Below are 23,248 nucleotides of genomic sequence, written 5' to 3'. Positions count from 1 at the left end.
TTGATGTCACGCGTTCAGCCAGGGCAGCCTGTCCAGATCGACATTGCCACCGGTTATGATCAGGCCGACACGCTTGCCTTTGAATGCGTCCGGGTTCTTCAGGATCGTGGCCAGCGGAACGGCCGAAGATGGCTCCATCACGATCCGCAGGTGTTTCCACGTCAGTTTCATCGCATCGATGATCTCTTGCTCTGAGGCCGTGTAGATTTCAGAGACATGGTTCGACACGAAATGCCAGGTCAGCTCTTTCAGTGGAACCAGCAGCCCGTCGGCAATCGTCTTGGGTGCGTCATCCGCGATGATGTGGCCGGCCTTGAAGCTGCGATAGGCATCGTCGGCCTGTTCCGGTTCCGCCGCGATGATCGCGGTTTCCGGGGCGAGCGTCGATAGTGTCAGACAGGTGCCGGACACCATGCCACCGCCGCCGATAGGTGCGACAACTGCATCCAGACCGTCGGTCTGCTCGATGAACTCGCGCGAACAGGTGCCTTGCCCGGCAATCACCCGCGGATCGTTGTAGGGATGGACGAAATCGCCGCCCGTGGCCGCCTGAACCTCGGCAAAGGTCGCTTCGCGCGACGAGGTGGAGGGCTCACATTCCGTGATCTTCCCACCATAGCGCCGCACCGTGTCTTTCTTGGCCTGCGGCGCTGTGCGCGGCATGACGACGTTGCACGGTATGCCCCGCTTCATCGCCGCATAGGACAGGCACGAGGCGTGGTTGCCCGAAGAATGGGTTGCAACGCCTTTCCTGGCCTGTTCGTCGTCAAGGCCAAACACGGCGTTTGCTGCCCCGCGCACCTTGAAGGCACCCGGTTCCTGGAAGTTTTCACATTTGAAGAACAGCTGTGCACCGCTCAGCTCGTTCAGATAGTCTGATGTGCGGACCGGGGTGCGGCGGATAATGGGCTCGATCCGATCATGTGCCGCCAGCATGTCCTCGTAGGTCGGGATGTACATGTTGCAGTCCTTCATCATGCGGCGTCCTTCTGAACTGCACCGGGATGACCGCGATAGTATTCCTGCGCTGCCGCTACCCCCGAGCCCAGATGGATGTTCAGGCCCAGGTCGACCATGCACATTTCAGCGGTGGCAATCCCGGACAGGGCCATGACATCCGTCAGGCTTCCCAGATGTCCGATGCGGAATACCTTGCCCGCGACTTCGCCAAGGCCGACACCGAAGGCAACGCCGTATTTTTCGGCCGCGTGTGTTACAATGTCGGTGGCGTTGAAATCGTTTGGCGTGCGGATCGCGCTGACGGTGTCAGAAAATACCGACGGGTTCGCTGCGCAAAGCTCCAGCCCCCACGCGCCCACCGCGGCACGTACTCCTTCGGCAATACGGTGATGCCGAGCAAAGACGTTTTCCAAACCTTCACTCAGCAACATATCACAGGCCTGGTTGAGGCCATTCATCAAGCCAACAGCAGGGGTATAAGGATAGGCGTTGTTGGCATAACCCTTCGCCATGTCGTGCACGTCAAAGAAGGTGCGGGGCAGGGTGCCTGTGCTGGTCGCACCCATTGCCCGCTGGCTGAACCCGACGATGGCAAGGCCCGCAGGCAACATGAACCCTTTCTGCGAGCCCGTGACGGCCACATCAACACCCCATTCGTCAAAACGGAAATCCATGGACCCGATCGATGAAACACCATCGACGAACAGCATGGCAGGGTGACGGGCGGCATTCAGCGCCTTGCGTATAGCGGCAATATCCGATTTCACACCGGTTGCCGTCTCGTTATGCGTGGCAAGAACAGCCTTGATTTCGTGGCTTGTGTCGGCGGTCAGAATCTCTTCGAAACGATCGGCTGGCAGCCCGTCGCCCCAAGGGGTTTCGACGATCTCGACATTCAGACTGTGACGCTGGCACATATCGATCCAGCGATGGCTGAACATGCCGTTGCGCGCCGCCAGAACCTTGTCACCAGCCGACAGGGTGTTGGTCAGCGCGGTCTCCCAGCCTCCTGTTCCGGTCGACGGAAAGATGAAGACTTCGGCGCTGTTGCTTTTCAGGACTTTCTGAACACCCGCGCGCGCGGGGTGCAGGATTTGCCCGAACAGCGGCGAGCGATGGTCGATGGTGGGCATGTCGCAAGCCTTGCGTAGGCTTTCCGGGATGTTGGTCGGGCCCGGGATGAAAACGGGGTTTTGAAAGCTCATGGATGGTCTCCTTCCGTCGTTGACCACACAATAAGCGTCCCTCGCTCAGCCCGATATATTTTTGAAAATGCTTTTCAAAATTTGGTTATTAAGATTTAATATATTATTGTCAGTGTCTTATATTTTTCATATGATGAATTAGGCTTTCACGAATGATCAAAGGGTTTTTATGGATTCTCAAGACAATACTCGCGAAGTCCGCAGAAGAGCCCGTGGAAGACCACGGGGATGGGACGACAAGACAGCGCAAAACACGATCAAATCTCTCGACCGTGCGATGGAAGTTTTTGAGTATCTGAGTGAAGCGCAGGGCAAGGCGTTGACCGCGCTGTCCGACGAAATGGGCCAGTCGCCCGCCACAGTTTACCGAATTCTCGTTACACTAGAGGGCAGGGGCCTTGTCGAGTTCGATCATGACGAGCAGGTCTGGCACATCGGTCCTCGTGCGTTCGTGATCGGCTCGCGCTTCCTGCGTCGCACCAGCCTTGTGGACCGGGCCCGACCCGTGATGCGAAAGCTGATGGAGGCCACCGGCGAGACCGCAAACCTGGGGGTCGAGAAAGAAGGAATGGTATTGTTCCTGAGCCAGGTGGAAACCCATGCCAGCATCCGGGCGTTTTTCCCTCCGGGCACGCTGTCTCCGATGCACGCATCGGGCATCGGGAAAGCTCTGCTGGCATATATGGATGAAGATCGGCTGGACCGGCTGTTGGCCAAGACGGAACTGCGGGCCTTCACGGACCGGTCGATTACAAGCCCGACCGCGCTGAAAGAAGATCTTGCCAAGGTCAGGGCACAGGGCTTCTCGATAGACAATGAAGAAAAGAATGCGGGAATGCGCTGTATCGCTGCGCCGGTTTTCGATACCAACCGAGAGGCGGTTGCCGGGATTTCAGTATCCGGACCGACAAGCCGCGTCAGCGAAGCCGAAATCGTGCGCCTAAGCCGCCCCGTCATCGAGGCGGCGCATCAGTTAACTCTGGCCATCGGCGGGACTATTTCTGCGCCGCTGTCCTGAGGCGCCGGTGCTGCGGATAAGCCGCTGGCCCCGGCCGCAATGCCATATGTCGGTTCACGTCTTTGTACAGCAGGTAACGGAACTTACCCGGCCCGCCTGCATAGCAGGCCTGCGGGCAGAATGCGCGCAACCACATGTAATCGCCGGCCTCGACCTCTACCCAATCATTGTTCAGCCTGTAGACGGCCTTTCCCTCAAGAACATACAGACCATGTTCCATCACATGTGTTTCAAGGAAAGGAATGACGGCGCCGGGCTCGAAAGTCACCACGGTCACGTGCATATCGTGCCGCAAATCACTTGGGTCGACAAAGCGCGTCGTGGCCCATTTTCCGTCGGTTCCGGGCATCGGCGTCGGCGTGATCTCATTTTCGTTGAGAACCAGAACGTCCGGGCGGTCAAGCCCTTCCACCGCTTCATAAGCCTTTCGAATCCAATGGAAGCGCAGGGTCTCACCGCCTCGGTTTCGTAAGGTCCAGTTGCATTCAGCGGGCAGGTAGGCATAGCCGCCGGGTGTCAGCTCGTAGGTCGCGCCGTCGGCCGTCAAGGTCGCTGTACCTTCGACCACGAACAAAACGCCTTCGGCTTCGGGATCGGTCTCGGGCCGGTCAGAGCCACCGCCGGGCTGAACCTCCATGATGTATTGCGAAAAGGTTTCAGCAAAGCCGCTGAGCGGGCGTGATATCACCCATAAGCGGGTGTCGTCCCAAAACGGCAGAAAACTGGTCACGATATCCCGCATCGTTCCCTTTGGGATCACTGCATAAGCGTCAGTAAATACGGCGCGGTCAGTCAGCAATTGCTCCTGACCAGGGTGCCCACCGTGTGGAGAATAATACTTGGCGGTCATGCATGCTCCTGAAAAATGTCATATGCCTGAAATATGCGCCGAAGGATCGGGGCGGACCACCCGCAAAAAGTTGACAGCTCTATTCGTGAAGATTTGAAAAATCAGAATTCGGCCGCCAACAAACGCATGCAGCATTGGCATCGCGCGCGCTGCGCAGCCGGTCGGATCAACGAGGATTGGGTCAGGGTTGCACCGGTCTGACCCCGGACAGATCCGGGGCAATCCGTATCACCTGCGACAGGTCAGATTTCAGTCCTGTGCTTTTACCGGAAATCATCCCAAGCGGAACGCTTGTCGCTGCGGCGAGTGCATCCTGAACGGGGATCTCTGCTTGTTCCGTCAGAACCCGCACCGCCTTTGTCAGGCACAAGTCTGCCCCGGCCAGAGTGCCATCCTCCAAAGTCAGCCTGCCGTTTTCCCGCCGGATGCGGCGTCCTTCCAACTGAAACTTGCTCAGTGACGTTCCGGCGACTGCCATCGCATCGCTGACAAGGAAAATCCGCCCTGGTCCGCGTTTGGCGGCCCAGGCAATCCGCATCGTATCGGGATGAACGTGGATGCCATCCGCGATCAAGCCCGCCGATAACGACCCGCAGGATAGAGCCGCGCCGACCAGTCCCGGTTCACGGCTGCCAAGCTGGCTCATTGCATTGAACAGATGCGTTGCGCACTGCGCCCCGGCCCTTGAAAACGCCAGGCAGGTTTCAAAAGGCGCGTCCGTATGCCCCAGAGAGACGATCACCCCCGCGCGCTTCAGTGCTTCAACCTGTTGCAGGGTTGTGCTTTCGGGGGCCAGCGTGACCATCAAAGCAGGCAGGTGTTTTGCAGCGTCGATCAGAATTTCCTGATCGGTTTGCTGCATCGGGCGGATCAACGCAGCATCATGTGCGCCCTTGCGCCGCTCAGACAGGTGCGGACCTTCCAGATGCAGGCCCGCAATACCGGAAACACCCGTCTGAACGGCCTTGATGGCGGCATCAATTGCGGCCCGGGTTTTCTCGGCCGTGTCCGTGATCAGGGTTGGCAGGATGCGAGTGGCACCCAGCGCGCGATGAGCACGGGCGATTTGGGTCAGCGTGTGAACCGATGGATCATCGTTGAACATCACGCCCCCGCCGCCGTTCACCTGCAAATCAGCATAGCCGGGGCTGAGGATGTCGCCATGCAGGTCCTCGATCTGGTCGTCCTGCGCGATCTGATCCAAGGGGACCAACGCATCCAGCACACCGTTTCTGAACCGTGCGGCATATCCGTCACGCAATTCAGTGCCATCGAAGATCGGGCCGCCGGCAAAGGTGATGGTGGAACTGGTCATACCGTTTCCGTCACTTTTTTCAGATGGCGTGGTGTGTCCGGGTCGATCCCGCGTTGTGTGGCCACCTTCTCCACCATTCCGTAAAACGCGGCGATTGTCGGTATCGGGTCCGTCATCCAATGGGACGTCCGGACATGCGGCAGTTCTGTGGCGTGTTTCACGCGACCAGTTGTGGCGAAAACCACAGCGCCTTTGGACGCAAGTGCGTCTGCAACTTCGGCCAGATTGTCCTCTGCTGCATCCCCGGACGACAAAGCAAGCACGGGAAAGCCCTGATCCACGATGGAAACCGGGCCGTGCAGAACCTCGGCCGCCGAATAGCTTTCTGCGTGGATCTGGCAGGTTTCCTTGAATTTCAACGCGGCCTCGTTGGAAATGGCCAAAGACAGGCCGCGCCCCAAAGTAAACAAAGAGCGACCATCAACCGCGTCTGCCACGGCGCTCCAGTCGCAGGCGATTGCGGTCGACAAGCTTTCGGGCAGACCATGGATTGCGCCTAGCAGGTGATCATCGCGCTTCACCTGCGCAATCAGCCACAACCCGGCGACCAGAGACGTCACGAATGTCTTTGTCGCCGCCACGCTCAGTTCGGGGCCCGCGTGAATGGGTAGTGTTGCCGCAGCCGCCTCGGCCAGGGCAGAGGCAGGGTTGTTCGTGATCGCAACCGAGTAAGCTCCGCCGGATGTGAGCGACTGCGTGAGCTGCACGATATCCGGGCTCTGACCGGATTGTGAGACCGAGATGCAGATTGCATCCTCGCACCGCATGTCGACCCCGTAGATGGATTTCACCGACGGTCCGACCGAAGCCATCGGCAAACCAAGCAGCAGTTCCGAGGCATATTTCAGAAAGCTGCACGCATGATCCGAGGATCCGCGCGCCACCGAGATCAGGAACCGCGGGTCGCTGGCCCGGATCTCGTTGGCGGTTTGCGCGATCAAATCTGCACCTTCGGTCAGAAGGCGGTCTACGGCGTCGGGAATCTCATCGATCTCGCGCCGCATCTGAGTGGTTGTGTCAGGCATTTTCCCAGGCTTTCAATTTGACAGGCGCAGCTCGGCCACAAAGTCATAGGCGTCACCGCGGTAGATCGAGCGGGTCAATTCAGCGACCCGCCCGCTTTGCAGATATGAGGTGCGTTGAATCCGAAGCCCGGCCGTACCTTCCGCAACATCCAGAAGCTCTGCTTCGGGCGGTTCGAGGTTGATGGCCGAGATTTTCTGGATCGCGCGCACCGGTCGCAGACCAGATTGTTCAAGAACAGAGTAAAGCGACCCCGTCACTTCGGTGGGGTTCGGCAGGATATCGAGCGGAAGGGCCGCTTTTTCCAACGCCATCGGGCGTCCTCCTGCCTCTCGCAGGCGGTAGATACGCGCGACCTGTTCATTTGCCGACAAGCCCAATGCCATCATTTCTTCCGGGGATGGCAGGAAAACCCCACGTTCCAGCCATGTCGAGGTCGTCTTGAGCCCGCGCCGCTCCATGTCTTCGGTGAACGATGTCAGATGGGACAGCGATTGTTCAACCTTCGCGACGGGTTCGCGAACAAAAGACCCAGACCCCTGCCGTTGCTCGATTGCACCTTTGCGCACCAGTTCATGAATGGCCTTGCGCACGGTCACACGGGACAGGTCGGTGATCTCGGCAATTTCTCTTTCAGGGGGCAGCGAACTGTTGGGAGGCAGGATGCCGTCCTTGATCCCTTGTTCAAGCCGTTGACGGAGCTGTACATAGCGCGGGCCCGAGCTGTGCCCCAACCATCCTTCGGGCCGCAGGAAATCAGCTATGTTCATGTTCGATTTCCTCCAGATACGCCTGTGCCAATGCAAGTGCGCCGGACAGTGGATCGCCCGCGGGCTGGACCAGAGCAGATTGCATTTCCGCAGGCAGGTACGGCGCGTAAAGGGGGCCGATTCCGCCGGTCAGACAAACGGGCAGGCCAACGTTCCAGCCCAATTTCTTCATCACGTCGATCAGATAGCCCGCACCGTCCCGCAGGATGGATCTGGCCAAGTCGTCCCCGCGATTGGAAAGCTCGGTCACAAGCGGGGCGAGGGCGCCAAAGTCCGATGGCGTCATGTCGGCGGCGGCCCGTACAATTCCTGCGGCATCGCCAAATCGAGACAGCAGATCCTGCGCCAATGCCGAAGGGCCGGTCGTGCCGTCCGCGTTCTCCAGCGTCCTGGCCAGCGCCCGTTTGCCAACCCATTGCGCGGAAGCCTGATCGCCCAGAACAGGGCCCCACCCGCCGGCAAACTTCATCGTGCCACCCCTTTGCATGGCGACAAAAGAACCGGTACCGCAATGTGCGACAAACCCGTCTCTGGCCCCCAATGCGCCGCGCAAAGCTGCTGCGCGATCATCTTCGATCCGGACGTGCCGAAATGGCAATGCCGCCGCAAGTTTCCGGGCAATCGCGTCACCTGTTATCCCGGCCAGGCCCAGATAGCAGGGCGCTTGCGCAAGCTCCTCGGGCGAACGGCCCGTCTGAACGGCCAGAGCTTCCAGGCCGCGCCGCAGTTCGATGCAGGCGGCCTTGAAATCCGTGGACACGTTTGCCGCGCCGACTTCGACTCTGTGTGTTTTGCCATCGACAAAAGCGGCGACGCGGCAGCGCGTTCCGCCCCCGTCGGCGGCCAGGAACATGGGTTTTGATGACTTTACCATATACAGACCTTTATAATACCTTTTACGTGTTTTGAAGTCCTAATTGCGACCAAAGCGGCGAATTTCATGCTATATCAACCAAAAATATGGAAAAAAATAAATGGTAGACTAATGGTATTTAAAAGGTATGATATCGAGAGTTCTTGGGGGAGAATCACTTGATTACGCCGGCGACAGAACAATTGCATCAGGATGCGCATGGGCTTGATACGCGTCCGCTGGCCGAAGTGGCCGGCCTGCTGGCGCGGTCGCAGGTGTCAGCGGCAACGGCAGTGCTTGATGCGCTTGGCCCGATTTGCAGCGGGGCGACGGCCATGGCCCAGACGATCCGGTCGGGCGGCACGCTTCGGTATATTGCGGCGGGGTCTTCCGGCCTCATGGCGGCCTCGGACGCGCTGGAGCTTGGCGGTACCTTTTCCATCCCGTCGCAGCAGATCCGTATTCATATGGCGGGTGGAATGCCGACCACGGCAGACATGCCGGGGGATGTAGAGGACGCTGTTGATGGGCTGGCGCAAGAGGTGTCGGATATGGTTGCCAATGATACGCTCATCGCGGTCTCGGCCAGCGGCACCACGCCTTATACCGTCGCCGCCGCAAAACTGGCGCGCGACCGGGGGACGCCTGTGATCGGGATTGCAAACAACGCGGGCTCGCAATTGTTGCAACTGGCGGACCATGCGGTTCTGCTTGCGACCCCTCCGGAATTGATCTCGGGCTCAACCCGGATGGGGGCCGGCACTGCGCAGAAAATAGCCCTGAATACATTGTCGACGCTGATGGCCATTGAGCTTGGGCATATTCAGGATGGCATGATGATCAATCTGCGGGCGGACAATGACAAACTGCGCGCACGCGCCAACGTAATCGTGTGCCAGCTTACCGGTGTATCACCTGAACGTGCTGATGATGCCCTGAGGGCTGCGGATGGGAACCTTAAGTGCGCGGCACTTTTCGCCGCAGGTGCCGCATCGGCAGAGGATGCACAAAAGCGACTGGCTAAAACGAATGGCCGTCTGCGTCATGCGATGAACCGGCTGAATGAAGATAACGAACATAGCAACCTGGGAGAAACCAAATGAAACGCAAAGTTCTGAGCCTGGCTCTGATGAGCACGGCGCTGGTCACAAGCGCCTATGCACAAGACGCCACGCTGACGATCGAAAGCTGGCGCAACGATGATCTCGCTCTCTGGCAGGAAAAGATCATCCCTGCATTCGAGGCGGCCAATCCAGGTATCAAAGTTGTTTTCTCGCCTTCAGCCCCGGCGGAGTACAACGCGGTTCTGAACTCCAAACTGGAAGCCGGATCCGCCGGTGATCTGATCACCTGCCGCCCGTTCGATGCTTCTCTGGCGCTGTACGAAGCGGGCCATCTGACCGACCTGTCCGATCTGGATGCGATGGACAATTTCTCGGACGTAGCCAAATCGGCGTGGCAGACAGACGATGGGTCGGCCAGCTTTTGTGTTCCGATGGCATCGGTGATCCACGGTTTCATCTACAACAAGGATGCGTTCAACGAACTGGGTCTGGAGGTTCCGACCACCGAGGCAGAATTCTTTGAAGTGTTGGACAAGATCAAGGAAGACGGCACCTATATTCCGATGGCAATGGGCACCAATGACCAGTGGGAAGCCGCAACGATGGGCTATAACAATATCGGCCCGAACTACTGGAAGGGTGAAGAAGGCCGTCTGGCATTGATCCGGGGCGAGCAGAATCTGACCGACCCTCAGTGGGTCGCGCCTTTTGCCACTTTGGCGAAATGGGCCGATTATCTGGGTGACGGATATGAGGCGCAGACCTATCCCGACAGCCAGAACCTGTTCACTTTGGGCCGCGCTGCAATTTACCCGGCGGGCAGCTGGGAGATTGCAGGTTTCAACACGCAGGCAGATTTTGAGATGGGCGCCTTCAAGCCGCCGGTCCAAAATGCCGGTGACACCTGCTATATCTCGGACCATACAGATATCGGCATCGGTCTGAACGCTGCCAGTGAAAACCAGGAGGCTGCCCGCACTTTCCTGGCCTGGGTCGCAAGCCCGCAATTCGCCAGCATTTTCGGCAATGCGGTTCCCGGTTTCTTCCCTCTGTCCAATACTCCGGTTGAACTGGAAGACCCCCTTGCCAAGGAAATTGTCGGATGGCGGGATGAGTGCGAGAGCACCATCCGTTCGACCTATCAGATCCTGTCACGTGGCACGCCCAACCTCGAAAACGAGACTTGGGGTGCATCCGTTGCAGCCATCAAGGGCACCGAAAGCCCCGAGGCATTGGGCAAGAAACTGCAAGACGGGCTGGCCAGCTGGTACGCACCGCATCAGTAAGACCTGAACCACTCTCACCGGACGCGGCCCGTCGCGTCCGGCACCTTTTCCCCGGAGATCCCCATGCAGACCCGCCGCATACGCTGGCACATCGCCGTTTTTCTTGCACCTGCGGTGCTGGTTTACACGGCGGTGATGATCCTGCCCTTGTTCAACACGCTCCGCCTTGCGCTGTTTACCGAAGTCGATCAGGCGCGTGTGTATGTGGGGTTGGAGAATTTCCGAACCTTGTTCCTTGATCCGCTCTGGTCCGCGCAATTCTGGAATGCGCTGGGCAACAACTTCTGGTTCTTTCTGATCCACATGCTGGTGCAGAACCCCATCGGAATCGCTCTGGCCGCGATCCTGTCACACCCGAGACTGCGCTTTGCCGCACTGTACCGGTCGGCCATTTTCATTCCGACGATCCTGAGCTTCGTGATCGTGGGTTTTGCCTGGAAACTGATCCTGTCTCCGCTTTGGGGGATTGCGCCCTCGATGTTGGACGCGGTTGGCTTGAAATCCCTGTTCGCGCCTTGGCTGGGCAAGGAAGAATACGCGCTGACAACTCTGGCGCTTGTCTCGGTCTGGCAATTTGTCGGCATCCCGATGATGCTGATCTATGCGGCCCTTCTGTCGATCCCCGAAGAAATTCTTGAAGCCGGAGAGATCGACGGGATCACAGGAGCTTCGGCTTTCTGGAAAATAAAACTGCCGCTGATCCTGCCCTCGATCGGGATCATCTCGATCCTCACATTCGTGGGCAATTTCAACGCGTTTGACCTGATCTATGTCTCTCAGGGCGCTCTGGCGGGGCCGGATTTTTCGACCGACATCCTGGGCACTTTCATGTACCGCACGTTCTTTGGCTTCCAGCTGCAACTGGGTGATCCGTATATGGGATCCGCCATTGCCGGCGCCATGTTCGCCATCATCCTTGTGGGTGTTTGCATTTACCTTTTCGGCATCCAGACCCGGATGCGCCGGTATCAGCTGTGAGGGCTCTGCAATGAACAAGGCACGCTCGAATCCACTGAACACCGTCGCAATGCATGGTGCGCTGATCCTTTACACTCTGATCGCCCTGTTTCCGGTTTTCGTGATCATCATCAACAGCTTCAAAACGCGCCGTGCCATCTTTCGCGAGCCGCTTGCCTTGCCTGATGCCGAAAGCTTTTCCTTGATCGGCTACCAGACGGTGATGAAGCAGGGGGATTTCTTTCTCTACTTTCAGAACTCGCTGATCGTCACCGTGGTTTCACTGGCCTTTATCCTTCTGTTCGGCGCCATGGCCGCCTTTGCCCTCAGCGAATACCGGTTTAAGGGCAACATGTTGATGGGGCTTTATCTGGCGCTTGGGATCATGATTCCGATCCGCATCGGCACCGTGGCGATCCTGGAGATGATGGTCGCCACAGGGCTTGTGAACACGCTTTGGGCCCTGATCTTCGTCTACACGGCACAGGGTTTGCCGCTGGCGGTGTTCATCCTGTCCGAGTTCATGCGTCAGGTCAGTGATGACCTGAAGAATGCGGGGCGCATCGATGGGCTTTCGGAATACACGATCTTTTTCCGGTTGGTGCTGCCTCTGGTCCGACCTGCCATGGCAACCGTCGCCGTGTTCAACATGATCCCGATCTGGAACGATCTCTGGTTCCCCTTGATCCTGGCACCCGCTGAAGAGACCAAAACCCTGACGTTGGGCAGCCAGGTCTTCATCGGCCAGTTTGTGACCGACTGGAACGCGGTTCTGTCCGCGCTCAGCATGGCGATCCTGCCGGTTCTGGTGCTCTACGTGATCTTCTCGCGCCAGCTGATCCGTGGCATCACCTCAGGAGCTGTCAAATGACCCGGGTTCTGATCGCTGGTCTTGGCAACATGGGTCTGAGCCATGCCTTGGCCCATCATCGTCACCCCGACGCACGGATCGTGGGGCTGGTCAATCGCACAGGTCAAGTAGACCATCACGACCTGTCAGGCTATCCGGCCTTTTCGGATTTTCAGGCGGCACTGGCCGAGACAAACCCCGATCTGGTCGTCGTCGCAACCTATTCCGACAGCCACGCAGACTTCGCCTGCGCCGCAATGGAAGCAGGTGCGCATGTCTTTGTTGAAAAACCACTGGCCACGACGGTTGCGGACGCCAGACGCGTGGTCGCAAAAGCAGTGGAAACCGGCCGGAAACTGGTGATCGGATATATTCTGCGGCACCACCCGTCATGGATGCGACTGATCTCGGAGGCGCGCGATCTCGGCGGGCCGTATGTCTTCCGTCTGAACTTGAACCAGCAAAGCAGCGGGGCCGAATGGGAAACCCACAAGGCCTTGATGCAGACGACATCGCCTATCGTCGATTGCGGCGTGCATTACGTCGATGTGATGTGCCAGATCACCGATTCCGATCCCGTCCGCGTGCATGGCATGGGCCTGCGCCTGAGTGATGAGATTGCCGAAGACATGTACAATTACGGCCAGTTTCAGGTGATTTTCGAAGACGGCTCGGTCGGCTGGTACGAGGCCGGCTGGGGCCCGATGATGTCCGAGACCGCCTTTTTCGTGAAAGATATCGTGTCACCCAACGGATCGGTTTCAATCACGGATGGCAACAAGGGCGCATCCGCGGATATCGACGGCCACACCAAGGTTGGCGGCCTTCTGGTCCACCGCCCTGACGGCGACCGGATAATCGAGATGCCGGATGAGCCCGGCCATCAGCAACTCTGCGATGCCGAGCAAGCCTATATGCTGCGCGCCATCGCCGAAGATATCGATCTGACCCGCCACATGAACGATGCCGTGCAATCGCTGGCCATCTGCCTGGCCGCTGATGAAAGCATCCGTACCGGCCAACCCATTTCGCTGAAAGAGGCACGCACATGACCGCCCTGACGCTGCAAAACGTGAACAAATCCTTCGGCACCGTCGAGGTCCTCAAGGATATCAACATCGACGTTGACGAGGGTGAATTCGTCGTCTTCGTCGGCCCCTCGGGCTGTGGCAAATCCACCCTTCTGCGTGTCATCGCGGGGCTCGAGGATGTGACTTCGGGCGAAGTGCGCATCGGCGGAGAGCTCATGAATCTCACCCCGCCTTCGAAACGCGGTATCGCGATGGTGTTCCAGAGTTACGCTCTCTATCCCCACTTGAACGTGCGCAAGAACATGTCATTGGCGCTGAAACAGGAGGGCCAGAGCAGGCAGGTCATCGATGAGCGTGTCGAAAGGGCAAGCAAGATGCTGAACCTTGAACCTTACCTTGACCGGTATCCTTCCGAACTGTCCGGTGGTCAGCGCCAGCGCGTCGCCATCGGTCGTGCCATCGTCCGGGAACCAAAGCTGTTCCTGTTCGACGAGCCTCTGTCCAATCTCGATGCGGCTCTGCGTATGAATACACGGTTGGAAATTGCGAACCTGCACCGTCAGCTTGACGCTTCGATGATCTACGTGACCCATGACCAGACCGAGGCAATGACTCTTGCCGATAAAATCGTCGTTCTGCGCGACGGGCGTGTGGAACAGGTCGGCAGCCCGATGGAGCTTTACAACAATCCTGCCAACCAGTTCGTGGCCGGTTTTCTTGGGGCGCCGTCGATGAATTTCTTTCCTGCCAGCATGATCGGCGAAAGCGCAGACATTACAACGGGTATCCGGCCGGAAGACCTGTTTTTGTCTGACGACGGTCCGGTGGTCGCAAACGTCACCCATGTCGAGCATTTGGGCGGTGACACCAACGTGATTGCCATGATGCAGGATCACCAGATCACCGCGCGCCTGTTCGGGCAGCATCAGGTTGAAGCCGGTCAGAGCATCCGATTTGGATATTCTCCAGGCAGGGTCTATCGCTTCGACGCCCAGGGTGCGCGTCTCGCGTGACACTCACTGACGCAGGGCTTTGGGGGCCTAAGTCAGGCTGTATCCATCGCAGAAGCCTTGTGATGGGGTTTGAAGGATCCTTCAGCCGTCATTTCCTTGCAGCGCCACCTAAACACCACCGGCTATTCTGGTATATCGGGTGAACATGACCGGCCCGGATGATGAGACCGCGCGGAAATCGGCCGCGCGACCTGCCAAAGCGCGATAGAACTGGCGCAATCCGGGTTCGATATCTGCGGCAAGTTCTTCGCAATGCTGACACATGCGCAGGATGTCGCCCTGAGGCTTTCGGGTTCTCAATGCTGCGATCAACTTACCGTGCCGTGCAACGAGTTCCTGGAACGCGTCCGTCTTCCGCAAAGCGGAATCTCCGACCAGAACAAAAACGGGCTCTGGGTTGGCTTTGCCTTTCAGGTCAACATGGCCTGCCTGCAGAAATGCCAGATCATCTCGACCGGCTTGATACACCGCGTCTGAGACGATTATGTCATACTCGACCGTTCGACAGCATTGTTCGATCCGTGCCGAAACATTCACGACGTCTCCGATAACCGTATAGTTGAACCGTTTTTGCGATCCGATGTTGCCGACGCAGGCCTGCCCCGTGGCGATTCCGGTTGCCAGCGCTATCGGCTTTCGGTTCCGCATGATCTCGGATGCATTGAACTGTGCCAAGGCACGCCGCATCCTGAGCGCGGCAAGCCCTGCGCGGCATGGATGGTCCGTGACGGGTAAAGGCGCGTTCCAGAAGGCCATGATGGCGTCACCGATGAACTTGTCGATCGTGCCACGCTCATGCAGGATCTGATCTCCAAGCTTGGAAAACAGCGCGTTCAGCAAGGATACAAGTTCCGTTGCCGACGCGGACTCGGACAGAGCGGTAAATCCCCGGATATCCGAAAACATCACGGTGATTTCCTGACTTTCTCCGCCCAATTGCAGCTGGTGGCCCGAATTCTCCATTTCATCAAGGATTTCCGGGGCCACGTAATGCGAAAAGACTTTTCGAATCTGGCGCTTTTCGCGCTCGGTCGAAACAAAAAGATACCCCGCCAGCAGACCGAAATTTGCGATGCCTCCAATCAGAGGAAAGGTGGCATCGAACAGGATGGATTGGTTTTGAAAAACCAGCCAGCTGATGGCAAGAACGGCTGCGGCGGCTATGCCACCGGCGATGAAGGATGCGATGGCACCAAGGCTGGACATGACCGCAATCACCACAAGCCCCAGAAACGCAAAGGCAAGCAGTTCCTGTGCTGCGGTCACGTCAGACCGGCTGAGCATATCACCGGTCAGAATCTGTTCGATCATCTGGGCATGAATTGAAACACCGGGGACGCTTTCGCCAAGCGCCGTCTGGTGAATATCGAACAAACCGGCAGCGGAGGTTCCGATCAGGATTATTCTTCCTTCGATTTCGGATCGCAGCCCGGGGTCTTCAGTACCTTCCAGGACATCCTTGGCTGAAATGTAAAGGTCGGGGCTGTCCCGCCGGTATTTCAGCCAAAGTTCGCCATTCTCGGTTGTCGGTAAACGGTATCCGGCGATTTCGACGGCCAGCATGATGCCAGCCTCGTCAGGCGCGCCTTCCACGAAAATGCTGGTCTCACCCAGGGCGACCCTGAGGGCTTCGACGGCAAGGCTTGGCAGCGGACCGTCCGGACCGTTCCAAAGAACCGGCGCCCGTCTTACGATGCCGGTTCCTCCGATGGGCGAGACATTGACCCCGCCGACACCCGCCGCCGCCCGATCCAATGGTGGCGCGATCGGCGTCCAATGCGGAACCGAGATCAGCCCCTCGGCGGGGCTTTCCCCGAATTCAATGATTCCGGCCTTGGCCGCAATGGGCTCACCTTTGGCCGACAATCGCGCGGCCACGCCCAGCACCACGGGCCAGTAGGCCATTTCCATCCCAAGCAAGACATCGTTGTCCAGCTTTTCGGCATGGCGTTCCACAGTCAGTACGCCCGCCAGCGATGGATCATTCAGAAGGCGAGACGGCGAATACCGGTCAGGTTCGGCAAACAGCATGTCGAACGCAATCGTCGCAGCGCCGTAGTCACCCAGATTTTGAACCAACTGCGCAACCAAAGTGCGGGGCCAGGGCCATTGTCCAAAGCTGGCAAGCGAGGCCTCATCGATATCCACGACGCGCACGGGGAGTTCGGGATTGAACTCCCGCGGGGATAATCTTTGCAAAACGTCGAAATAGATCAGGCGCGTCATTCGAACCGGGTACGGATCCCACGCCCGGATTAAGCAACCCAAAAGGATCAGACCCAGCCCCACGAGGCGGAAGGCCCATCGCCCGTTCCTGGATTTCCGCAGCTTGTCGCTCAAACCATCCTCCAGACAAATGGAACTGGAACTGCGTGTTCAACAGCAATTCCCGAGCAATTACGGATCAGTTTCTTCCCGCTCTGGTTCGTCCCGTTCGGGCTCCTCAGGTTCCGGTTCTTCCCGTTCGGGTTCCTCATGTTCAGGTTCTTCCGGTTCAGGTTCTTCCTGCTCCGGTTCTTCTCTGTCGGGCTCTTCCTGCTCTGGTTCTTCGCGTTCGGGTTCTGCATGGTCCGGTTCTTCTCTTGCCGGTTCATTGTTCGCGGAAGGCGAAGGGCCAGTGACCGTATTCTGCGCTTCGCGTTGCTGAGGAGGGTCCCTACGGGCTTCCGACCGGTCTGTCTCGATGCGCCGTATGGGCGCTCCATCACCTGAGCACCCTTCAACCCGTACCTGCAAAGGGGGCAGCAGCCCTTCCTGGGACTGAACGAATGGAAACCCGCTTTTCAGCGCTTGTTCGTATTGCGCCTGATCGGCAGGCCGTCCTACTCCTCCATCTCCGCTTGTTGCGAACATGCTGCATTGACGCCCCGAAGATCTGCACGCGCCCTGACTGCCGCACATGCGGACCGTACCTTGCAGGACAAGCATCGCGCTTTGTTTTTCCGACACGATCCACATGTCGAAGGTGGTGCCGCGCACGGCCATTGTCGCCGAGGGAGTCCTGATCGAGTAAGCTCTCTTTCGGCTTTTACCGGAAATAAACCGAAAACTGCCACCCAAAGCCTGAACGGCAAAGCTCTTGGCTTTGCGGTTATTTCGCAACATGGACACATCCAGAACCATGCGTGCGTTGGGGCCAATGGCAATCTTGGTGTCATCCACAAAAACGATTTGGATTACGCCAGTCTGATCAGTGCTGAGCGCGTCGCCGGACGCAACCTCCATTCCTGAATAAACGGGTTGTGCTTTTCCCGCGCGAACAACTTGGGCGCCTTGTTTGACGCTAATAATTTTTCCGATGTTGGCGATGGTCTGCGACGGTATAGCCACGACAACGCAAAGAACCATTACAATCTTTAACAACGACAAACTCGAACCCCTTCCCCCAATGGGCTTTAAAGCACGGAAACCGCGCTGTGCTCGACGCTTGCCTCTTAAAAAAACACGTTATTATTATTCATATGCATTAAAAATGTAGACAAATATGCATTATTTTTCGCGCTTTTAGCAAGAATTAAGTGAAAACGACGTTCAAAAACCGCTTTGAGTGATTTTCTGTGAAGACTGGATCGAGCGCAGTTTCACGCTTTTTGTTGCGGCTTAAGCACCTGTTTGGAAAAAGTGCGACTTTTCAAATTAGATCCGACATCAACTTGCTGGTTGTCCAGATGCGCGGAGCAGCTTTGTGCGCAGTTGAAATTCTGATTGCGCACCGTATGTCTTGCCGTGAACGTACGTATATCAACACGCGCTGACGACCCTTTTGCTTTGCCACCCTTCGCGGCTCTTTAATGTGACATGTCCCTCGGGTAGAAACGCAGATGGGCAAGCTGACGGTCGCTGCCCGATTGTTCCAGCGCTGCAACACGGAGTCTGTTCATGCTGTTTCGTCGCATTATGGTCGCGGCCATGTTTTCTGGCTGTTTGCTGTCCACAGCGTCTGCACAATCCGATTCCGCTGCACGGCTCTTTGTGGAGCTGAACTCGGCCGAGGATGTCGCCAGCGCGTGCAGGTTGACGTTTCTGGTCAAGAATGAAACCGGGCAGCCGATCGACGGTGCCGTGTTCGAAACCGTCATTTTCGACACCGAAGGTGGTGTGTTGAACCTTTCTCTGTTCGATTTTCGCGATCTGCCCGCCGACCGGCCCCGGGTGCGCCAGTTCGACCTTCCCAACAGAACATGTGACACAGTTGGACAAGCCTTGATCAACGGCGCGAACTCCTGCGTCGTGGATGGTACCGAAAGTGACATATGCGACAGCACCCTGACGCTGAGCAGCAGGGTGGAAATGGAGTTGTTGGGATGAGTCCTATAGCTGCACTTCGTGAGATTTTTGACCTCGGCGGGCCGGTGGTGGCGATACTGATCGCCATGTCGGTTTTGACGCTGGCGGTCACCCTCTACAAACTCTGGCAATTTGCAGCTTGCGGTGTCGGGCGGCACAAGGTGCTGTCTGAAGCTCTGGCGGCCTGGGACGCAGGAGATCACAGTGCCGCGCGCGCCAGGCTGGCGGACAGCAGCAGTTATCTTGCCCCTATTGTGGGCGCGGCGATGAACGCATCTGGTGTTCCGGGGGCCGATGACCGGCTGGATGCCGAAGCGGGTTTGGCGCTTGCCGGGCTGGAACGTGGTTTTCGTTTGCTGGACACCGTGGCGCAGTTGGCTCCTTTGCTGGGTCTTTTTGGTACGGTTCTGGGTATGATCAGTGCATTCCAAAGCTTGCAAACCGCTGGATCATCGGTTGATCCGTCACTTTTGGCCGGCGGGATCTGGGTGGCCCTGATCACCACGGCTGTGGGTCTGGCCGTTGCGATGCCGACGTCGATGGTTTTGTCCTGGCTTGAAAGCCGAACCGCACGCGAGCGTGTTTTTGCGGACAAGGCTTTGCGTACGGTTCTGGTTCCCGGTCATTCCATCCAAAGCACGGAAGCGGCGGCACAGGTCCCGGTCGCCCCAGAACATGCGTAACACTGCACCTTTTGTGCGGCGTCGCATGTCGATGACGCCGCTTATCGACGTGATCTTTCTGCTTTTGCTGTTTTTCATGCTGTCCTCAACGTTTTCGCGGTTCAGCGAGATCGAGTTGAGCAGCGCCGCCACAGGCGGGAATGCCGACGCTGCACCGCCCGAGCGCCTTTTCGTGCAACTTGGCCCCACACGTGTTGTCCTGAACGGCCAACCCCTGTCGCTTGAGGAATTGTTCGATCAGGTCCAGGCCGGTCAGGTGCTGGTAAGCCTTGATCCCGGGACAACCGCGCAACGCCTTGTGGACCTGCTTGTCCCTTTGCGCGGGCGCGAAGGTTTGACAGTCAGGGTGTTGGAGTGAGGCAATGATCCGTTACATCCGACCCGGTCGAAATCGCGATTCCACAATTCCGCTGATCAACGTCGTCTTTCTGATCCTGATCTTTTTTCTGATTACGGGTACGATTGCACCGCCATTGGATCCCGATCTGGATCTGGTGAATACTGCGGATCTTGACGGTCGCGAGCCGCCGGATGCGCTTGTTCTTCATCGGGACGGGACATTGAGTTTTCGCGGCAATCCGATCGAGGCAGAAGCTTTCATGGCCGCGCATGACTCGGGGCCCGTGCGGATCGTTCCAGACAGGAATGCGTCGGCCTCTCGATTGATGGAGATCACCAGCAGTTTGCGCCGGTTGGGTGCGCCAACCGTTTTTCTGGTGACCGAACAGGCCCTCGAATGATCAGGCGGTCCGTTTTTGTTGCAATCATTGCAATTTCGATTTCCGTACTGGTGCATCTGATCGGCCTGATTGTCACGGTACCAGATTTGTCAGACCCGGCTTCCGGGGAAACCGGTACCGACACGATCGAACTCAGCAACGCGTTCGAAGAGTTGGCCGATACCACGATCGAACCCGTACCGCCTGCGCCGGATGAACCGCCAACCCCTCCGGTGGAACCGCCAACCCAGCCGCAGGAGGCAGAAGTTCCGACAAGTGATGCCCGCGTGGCCTCGCCGAATCCGCAAGAGACGTTCACGCCCGATACCGGGGATTCAACTATTATCCAGCCGAGGGCGCCGGATGAGGTTGTCGTGGACCCTTTAGACCAGAACCTGGAGGACGAAGGCGAAGCCGCCGAAGCTGAAGGCGCTGTGTCGGCAAGGCCCGAAGCGTTGGCCGAAACACCCGAGGTGCCGAAGGAAGAGGCGGTTGCTCCGGTTGAGCCTTCTTCTGCCGAAGAACCGGTGTCCGAGGAACAGCAACAGATCGCCGCGTTACCGGTCGAGGTGGCTCCGGTTGTTCCGGAAAACACGTCCCCACTTGAACCTGTAATACCGGAAGAAGCGTCGGAACCTCTGGATAACGACGCCGAACTGACCGTACCCGATGCAAGCGTGGACGGATCCGAACAGGCCGTGGCCACGTCATTGCGGCCTCGCCTTCCAGACCGACGCCCGCAACCCACTCTGCGGGGTGCGTTGGATCCGTCAAGCAACTTTGATGCTCTGAGATTTCCGGAACAGACGATTGAATCACCTCTGGCGACGTATCAAAGAGAGGGTGTCGACGCCTTCCGACAAAACCGGGGCGGCACCCGTTCAGGCGGGCGGGGGCCGGGAAATTCGGACACCACGAACTATGCGGGTCAGGTTCTTGTTCATCTGAACAGGGCGCCAATCGTTTACGTTGCCGGTCGTGGCTATGCGCGGGTGTTTTTCCAGATTGACCCGGATGGTTCATTGGCTTGGGTTGATGTCGTCGAAAGCTCTGGCTCGCCGGAAATAGAGCGCGCAGCCAAAGAACAGGTTCGAACCGCCGCACCTTTCCCGCGCCCGCCTGGGGGCGTCAGCCGGAAGCTTTCATTTTACTATCAGATAAGATGATCCGACGGGTCTTGTCAGGTGAACACGATTAGCGATCACCCTATGGGCTTTCGCCGAATTCCCTGATTGCGCGGGTTTGCAGCTCTCAGATTAAAATAACCCTTTGGCCAACAGAATGTGATATAAGAAAATGGGAATATAATAATGGCGCGATGAAATTCGCCCTCACAGCTAAGTATTCCTGAACTGGGAGGTCACTTTGTTTCGGAAATCTGCTTGCATAATCTCACTCGTATTGGTCCCTGCTGTTGTTGGTGCCGACGCCGTACCCAGCGAAGATGCTGCCGAGGGATTGTTTTCTGATCAGCCCTATTCCCCTTACGCCCAACGCACATTTCCTGAACGCCCATTATGGGGGGACACTCACCTTCACACCGGGCTTTCGCTGGATGCGGGTGCTTTCGGGAACACCTTGCTGCCGGATGAGGCATGGCGTTTCGCCAAGGGTGAGCAGGTCATTTCTTCAACAGGTCAGCCTGTAAGACTGTCACGACCATTGGATTGGATGGTTCTCACGGATCACACGGACCTGATGGGGTTCGCGCCGGATTTGCAGGCTGGCAAGCCGGGCGTTCTTTCTGATCCCAAAGGACTGGAGTGGTACGAGGGGTACAAGGCCGGCGGGGAAGAAGCCGGTAAAGCGGCTTTCGACATCATCACCAATTTTTCGCAAATGACACTGCCGGAAATCCTGCTGGAATCCTACAGCCCCGGTGCCGATGCATTTGCCTTTACCTGGGAAAGCATCGTTCTGGCGGCAGAGCGGCACAATGACCCCGGCACCTTTACCGCTTTCATCGGCTTTGAATGGACCTCGGTACCGAAAGGATTCAACTTGCACCGCAATGTCATGCTGCGCGATGGTCCAATCAGGGCGCTTCAAATGGTGCCGCCGGTCACGCAACCGCCCTACGGTGATACGGATCCAAAGGCGCTTTACGCCTGGCTTGAAGAGTATCAGGAAAAAACGGGGGGGCGTGCAGTTGCCTTTGCCCATAACGGGAACCTGTCGAATGGGTGGATGTTCCCGACCGAAGACACGTATCACGGCGGCAAGGTTGACGAGGAATATGTCGCGGACCGCGCAAAATGGGAGCCCCATTACGAAGTCACCCAGATAAAGGGCGACGGTGAAGCGCATCCTTTCCTGAGCCCGGATGACGAATTTGCCGATTACGAGAACTGGGACGTCGGCAATCTGGACATAACCGAGTTGAAAACCGATGACATGCTGGCCGGAGAATACGCCCGAGAGGCATTGAAACGCGGATTGATGCTGGAAGAAAAGTTTGGCGTGAACCCCTATAAATTCGGCATGGGGGGTGCGACGGACAGCCATACCTCTCTGGCCACGGCCGAAGAAGACAACTTCTTTGGAAAATCCGTCAGCGTCGAACCCTCAGCCTCGCGTATCAAGCATCCGTTCATAGCCAATGACCTTGGTGAAATTCCCGGCGATTTGCTTGTCGCCTCCGGATACACGGCCGTCTGGGCTACCGAGAATACACGCGCAGCGATCTTTGACGCGTTCAAGCGCCGCGAAACCTATGCAACGACGGGGCCAAGGATTGGTCTGCGGTTCTTTGGCGGATGGGATTTCAGTGAAGCAGATGTTGAAACCCGTTTCCTAGCCAATGTTGGTTATACCAAAGGGGTGCCAATGGGTTCGGACCTGCGCCCGCGCGAGGGTGAGGCTGCGCCAAGCTTCCTGATTGCCGCTCTGCGCGACCCGGTTGGTGCCAATCTGGACCGTGTTCAAGTGATAAAGGGATGGCTCGATTCTGAAGGTGCCTTGCAGGAGAAGGTCTACGACGTCGCATGGTCGGATAACCGCGAGGTCGATCAAAACGGCAAAGTCCCTGCGGTTGGAAACACTGTGGACGTGGAGACTGCCAGCTGGACCAACACAATCGGAACGGCCGAACTTGTCACCGTATGGTCAGACCCGGATTTCGATCCGAATGCACGCGCGTTTTACTACGTCCGCGCCATCGAAATTCCAACGCCGCGTTGGATCCTGTACGACAAGTTGAGATATGGTATCGAATTGCCCGAGGATGCAGTGCTTACGCATCAGGAACGCGCCTATTCGTCCCCGATCTGGTACACCCCGGCAGAGTGATCCGTTCTGCGATTGGAACACAAGCCGAGTCAATGACCTTACCTCGGTGCGTCCTCCGCGTTACTGTAACACGCGG

The 23,248-nt window shown here is 57.7% G+C and carries 22 protein-coding genes; 13 read left to right on the top strand and 9 right to left on the bottom strand.

Features of this window, described 5'->3' with window-relative positions:
- Positions 1-6: 6 nt before the first annotated feature.
- Together bhcB and bhcA are read right to left on the bottom strand one after the other, a co-directional pair.
- A complete protein-coding gene (gene bhcB, locus GS620_RS05900) occupies positions 7-975 on the bottom strand; it encodes a beta-hydroxyaspartate dehydratase BhcB (protein WP_171615285.1) in 969 nt (322 codons plus the stop codon).
- Positions 975-2,165, bottom strand: coding sequence for an L-aspartate--glyoxylate aminotransferase BhcA (gene bhcA / locus GS620_RS05895; protein ID WP_171614605.1), 1,191 nt, complete (start codon positions 2,163-2,165; stop codon positions 975-977). The genes bhcB and bhcA overlap by 1 nt, the downstream gene beginning before the upstream one ends.
- 169 nt (positions 2,166-2,334) lie before the next feature.
- On the opposite strand from bhcA, the gene bhcR reads away from it, so the two are divergent.
- Positions 2,335-3,183: an HTH-type transcriptional regulator BhcR gene (gene bhcR / locus GS620_RS05890; RefSeq protein ID WP_170345222.1), complete on the top strand. Its 849-nt coding sequence runs from the start codon at positions 2,335-2,337 to the stop codon at positions 3,181-3,183.
- Here bhcR and GS620_RS05885 read toward each other — a convergent pair.
- From GS620_RS05885 to GS620_RS05865, 5 genes are all read right to left on the bottom strand, one after another.
- On the bottom strand, positions 3,161-4,033 hold the full coding sequence (locus GS620_RS05885; RefSeq protein WP_171614603.1) for a bifunctional allantoicase/(S)-ureidoglycine aminohydrolase: 873 nt from the start codon (positions 4,031-4,033) through the stop codon (positions 3,161-3,163). The two genes, bhcR and GS620_RS05885, sit on opposite strands and share 23 nt — an antisense overlap.
- Before the next feature lie 181 nt (positions 4,034-4,214).
- Positions 4,215-5,348: an N-acetylglucosamine-6-phosphate deacetylase gene (gene nagA, locus GS620_RS05880; RefSeq protein ID WP_171614601.1), complete on the bottom strand. Its 1,134-nt coding sequence runs from the start codon at positions 5,346-5,348 to the stop codon at positions 4,215-4,217.
- Positions 5,345-6,373: an SIS domain-containing protein gene (locus tag GS620_RS05875; RefSeq protein ID WP_171614599.1), complete on the bottom strand. Its 1,029-nt coding sequence runs from the start codon at positions 6,371-6,373 to the stop codon at positions 5,345-5,347. Before GS620_RS05875 ends, nagA begins: the two co-directional genes overlap by 4 nt.
- Positions 6,374-6,385: 12 nt before the next feature.
- Entirely contained in the window at positions 6,386-7,141 is a 756-nt protein-coding gene (locus GS620_RS05870; protein ID WP_171118052.1) for a GntR family transcriptional regulator, read from the bottom strand.
- Positions 7,128-8,015 (bottom strand): BadF/BadG/BcrA/BcrD ATPase family protein, encoded by an 888-nt coding sequence (locus tag GS620_RS05865; RefSeq protein WP_171614597.1) that lies wholly within the window; start codon positions 8,013-8,015, stop codon positions 7,128-7,130. Before GS620_RS05865 ends, GS620_RS05870 begins: the two co-directional genes overlap by 14 nt.
- A 158-nt stretch (positions 8,016-8,173) precedes the next feature.
- On the opposite strand from GS620_RS05865, the gene GS620_RS05860 reads away from it, so the two are divergent.
- From GS620_RS05860 to GS620_RS05835, 6 genes are all read left to right on the top strand, one after another.
- Positions 8,174-9,097: an N-acetylmuramic acid 6-phosphate etherase gene (locus GS620_RS05860; protein ID WP_171614595.1), complete on the top strand. Its 924-nt coding sequence runs from the start codon at positions 8,174-8,176 to the stop codon at positions 9,095-9,097.
- Positions 9,094-10,344 (top strand): ABC transporter substrate-binding protein, encoded by a 1,251-nt coding sequence (locus tag GS620_RS05855; RefSeq protein ID WP_171614593.1) that lies wholly within the window; start codon positions 9,094-9,096, stop codon positions 10,342-10,344. Before GS620_RS05860 ends, GS620_RS05855 begins: the two co-directional genes overlap by 4 nt.
- Positions 10,345-10,407: 63 nt before the next feature.
- A complete protein-coding gene (locus GS620_RS05850) occupies positions 10,408-11,322 on the top strand; it encodes a carbohydrate ABC transporter permease (RefSeq protein WP_171169949.1) in 915 nt (304 codons plus the stop codon).
- Positions 11,323-11,332: 10 nt separating this feature from the next.
- Complete coding sequence (locus GS620_RS05845; RefSeq protein ID WP_171118042.1) at positions 11,333-12,172, top strand: carbohydrate ABC transporter permease; 840 nt, start codon at positions 11,333-11,335, stop codon at positions 12,170-12,172.
- Positions 12,169-13,203 (top strand): Gfo/Idh/MocA family protein, encoded by a 1,035-nt coding sequence (locus tag GS620_RS05840; RefSeq protein ID WP_152460520.1) that lies wholly within the window; start codon positions 12,169-12,171, stop codon positions 13,201-13,203. Before GS620_RS05845 ends, GS620_RS05840 begins: the two co-directional genes overlap by 4 nt.
- On the top strand, positions 13,200-14,195 hold the full coding sequence (locus GS620_RS05835; RefSeq protein ID WP_171169942.1) for an ABC transporter ATP-binding protein: 996 nt from the start codon (positions 13,200-13,202) through the stop codon (positions 14,193-14,195). The genes GS620_RS05840 and GS620_RS05835 overlap by 4 nt, the downstream gene beginning before the upstream one ends.
- A 108-nt stretch (positions 14,196-14,303) precedes the next feature.
- Here GS620_RS05835 and GS620_RS05830 read toward each other — a convergent pair whose 3' ends face one another.
- The gene (locus tag GS620_RS05830) at positions 14,304-16,535 is read right to left on the bottom strand and encodes a CHASE2 domain-containing protein (RefSeq protein ID WP_253283810.1); all 2,232 of its coding nucleotides are present in this window, start codon (positions 16,533-16,535) and stop codon (positions 14,304-14,306) included.
- A gap of 57 nt (positions 16,536-16,592) precedes the next feature.
- Positions 16,593-17,420, bottom strand: coding sequence for a FecR domain-containing protein (locus tag GS620_RS05825; protein WP_253282476.1), 828 nt, complete (start codon positions 17,418-17,420; stop codon positions 16,593-16,595).
- 654 nt (positions 17,421-18,074) lie between these two features.
- On the opposite strand from GS620_RS05825, the gene GS620_RS05820 reads away from it, so the two are divergent.
- The 6 genes from GS620_RS05820 to GS620_RS05795 all read left to right on the top strand — a co-directional run bounded on the left by GS620_RS05820 (position 18,075) and on the right by GS620_RS05795 (position 23,172).
- Entirely contained in the window at positions 18,075-18,503 is a 429-nt protein-coding gene (locus tag GS620_RS05820; protein WP_152460518.1) for a hypothetical protein, read from the top strand.
- On the top strand, positions 18,500-19,165 hold the full coding sequence (locus GS620_RS05815) for a MotA/TolQ/ExbB proton channel family protein (RefSeq protein WP_152460517.1): 666 nt from the start codon (positions 18,500-18,502) through the stop codon (positions 19,163-19,165). Before GS620_RS05820 ends, GS620_RS05815 begins: the two co-directional genes overlap by 4 nt.
- Positions 19,158-19,523, top strand: a complete 366-nt coding sequence (locus tag GS620_RS05810) for a biopolymer transporter ExbD (RefSeq protein ID WP_253283809.1) — start codon at positions 19,158-19,160, stop codon at positions 19,521-19,523. Before GS620_RS05815 ends, GS620_RS05810 begins: the two co-directional genes overlap by 8 nt.
- A 4-nt stretch (positions 19,524-19,527) precedes the next feature.
- Positions 19,528-19,905, top strand: a complete 378-nt coding sequence (locus tag GS620_RS05805) for a biopolymer transporter ExbD (RefSeq protein WP_152460515.1) — start codon at positions 19,528-19,530, stop codon at positions 19,903-19,905.
- A complete protein-coding gene (locus tag GS620_RS05800; RefSeq protein ID WP_171614591.1) occupies positions 19,902-21,050 on the top strand; it encodes an energy transducer TonB in 1,149 nt (382 codons plus the stop codon). Before GS620_RS05805 ends, GS620_RS05800 begins: the two co-directional genes overlap by 4 nt.
- A gap of 199 nt (positions 21,051-21,249) precedes the next feature.
- A complete protein-coding gene (locus tag GS620_RS05795; RefSeq protein ID WP_171614589.1) occupies positions 21,250-23,172 on the top strand; it encodes a DUF3604 domain-containing protein in 1,923 nt (640 codons plus the stop codon).
- Positions 23,173-23,248: the final 76 nt, after the last annotated feature.

It is taken from the genome of Ruegeria sp. HKCCD6428, assembly GCF_013110595.1.
Classification (GTDB): Bacteria; Pseudomonadota; Alphaproteobacteria; order Rhodobacterales; family Rhodobacteraceae; genus Ruegeria.
The sequence above is the reverse complement of the archived record's forward strand: the minus strand, read 5'-3'. Positions and strand labels throughout refer to the sequence as shown.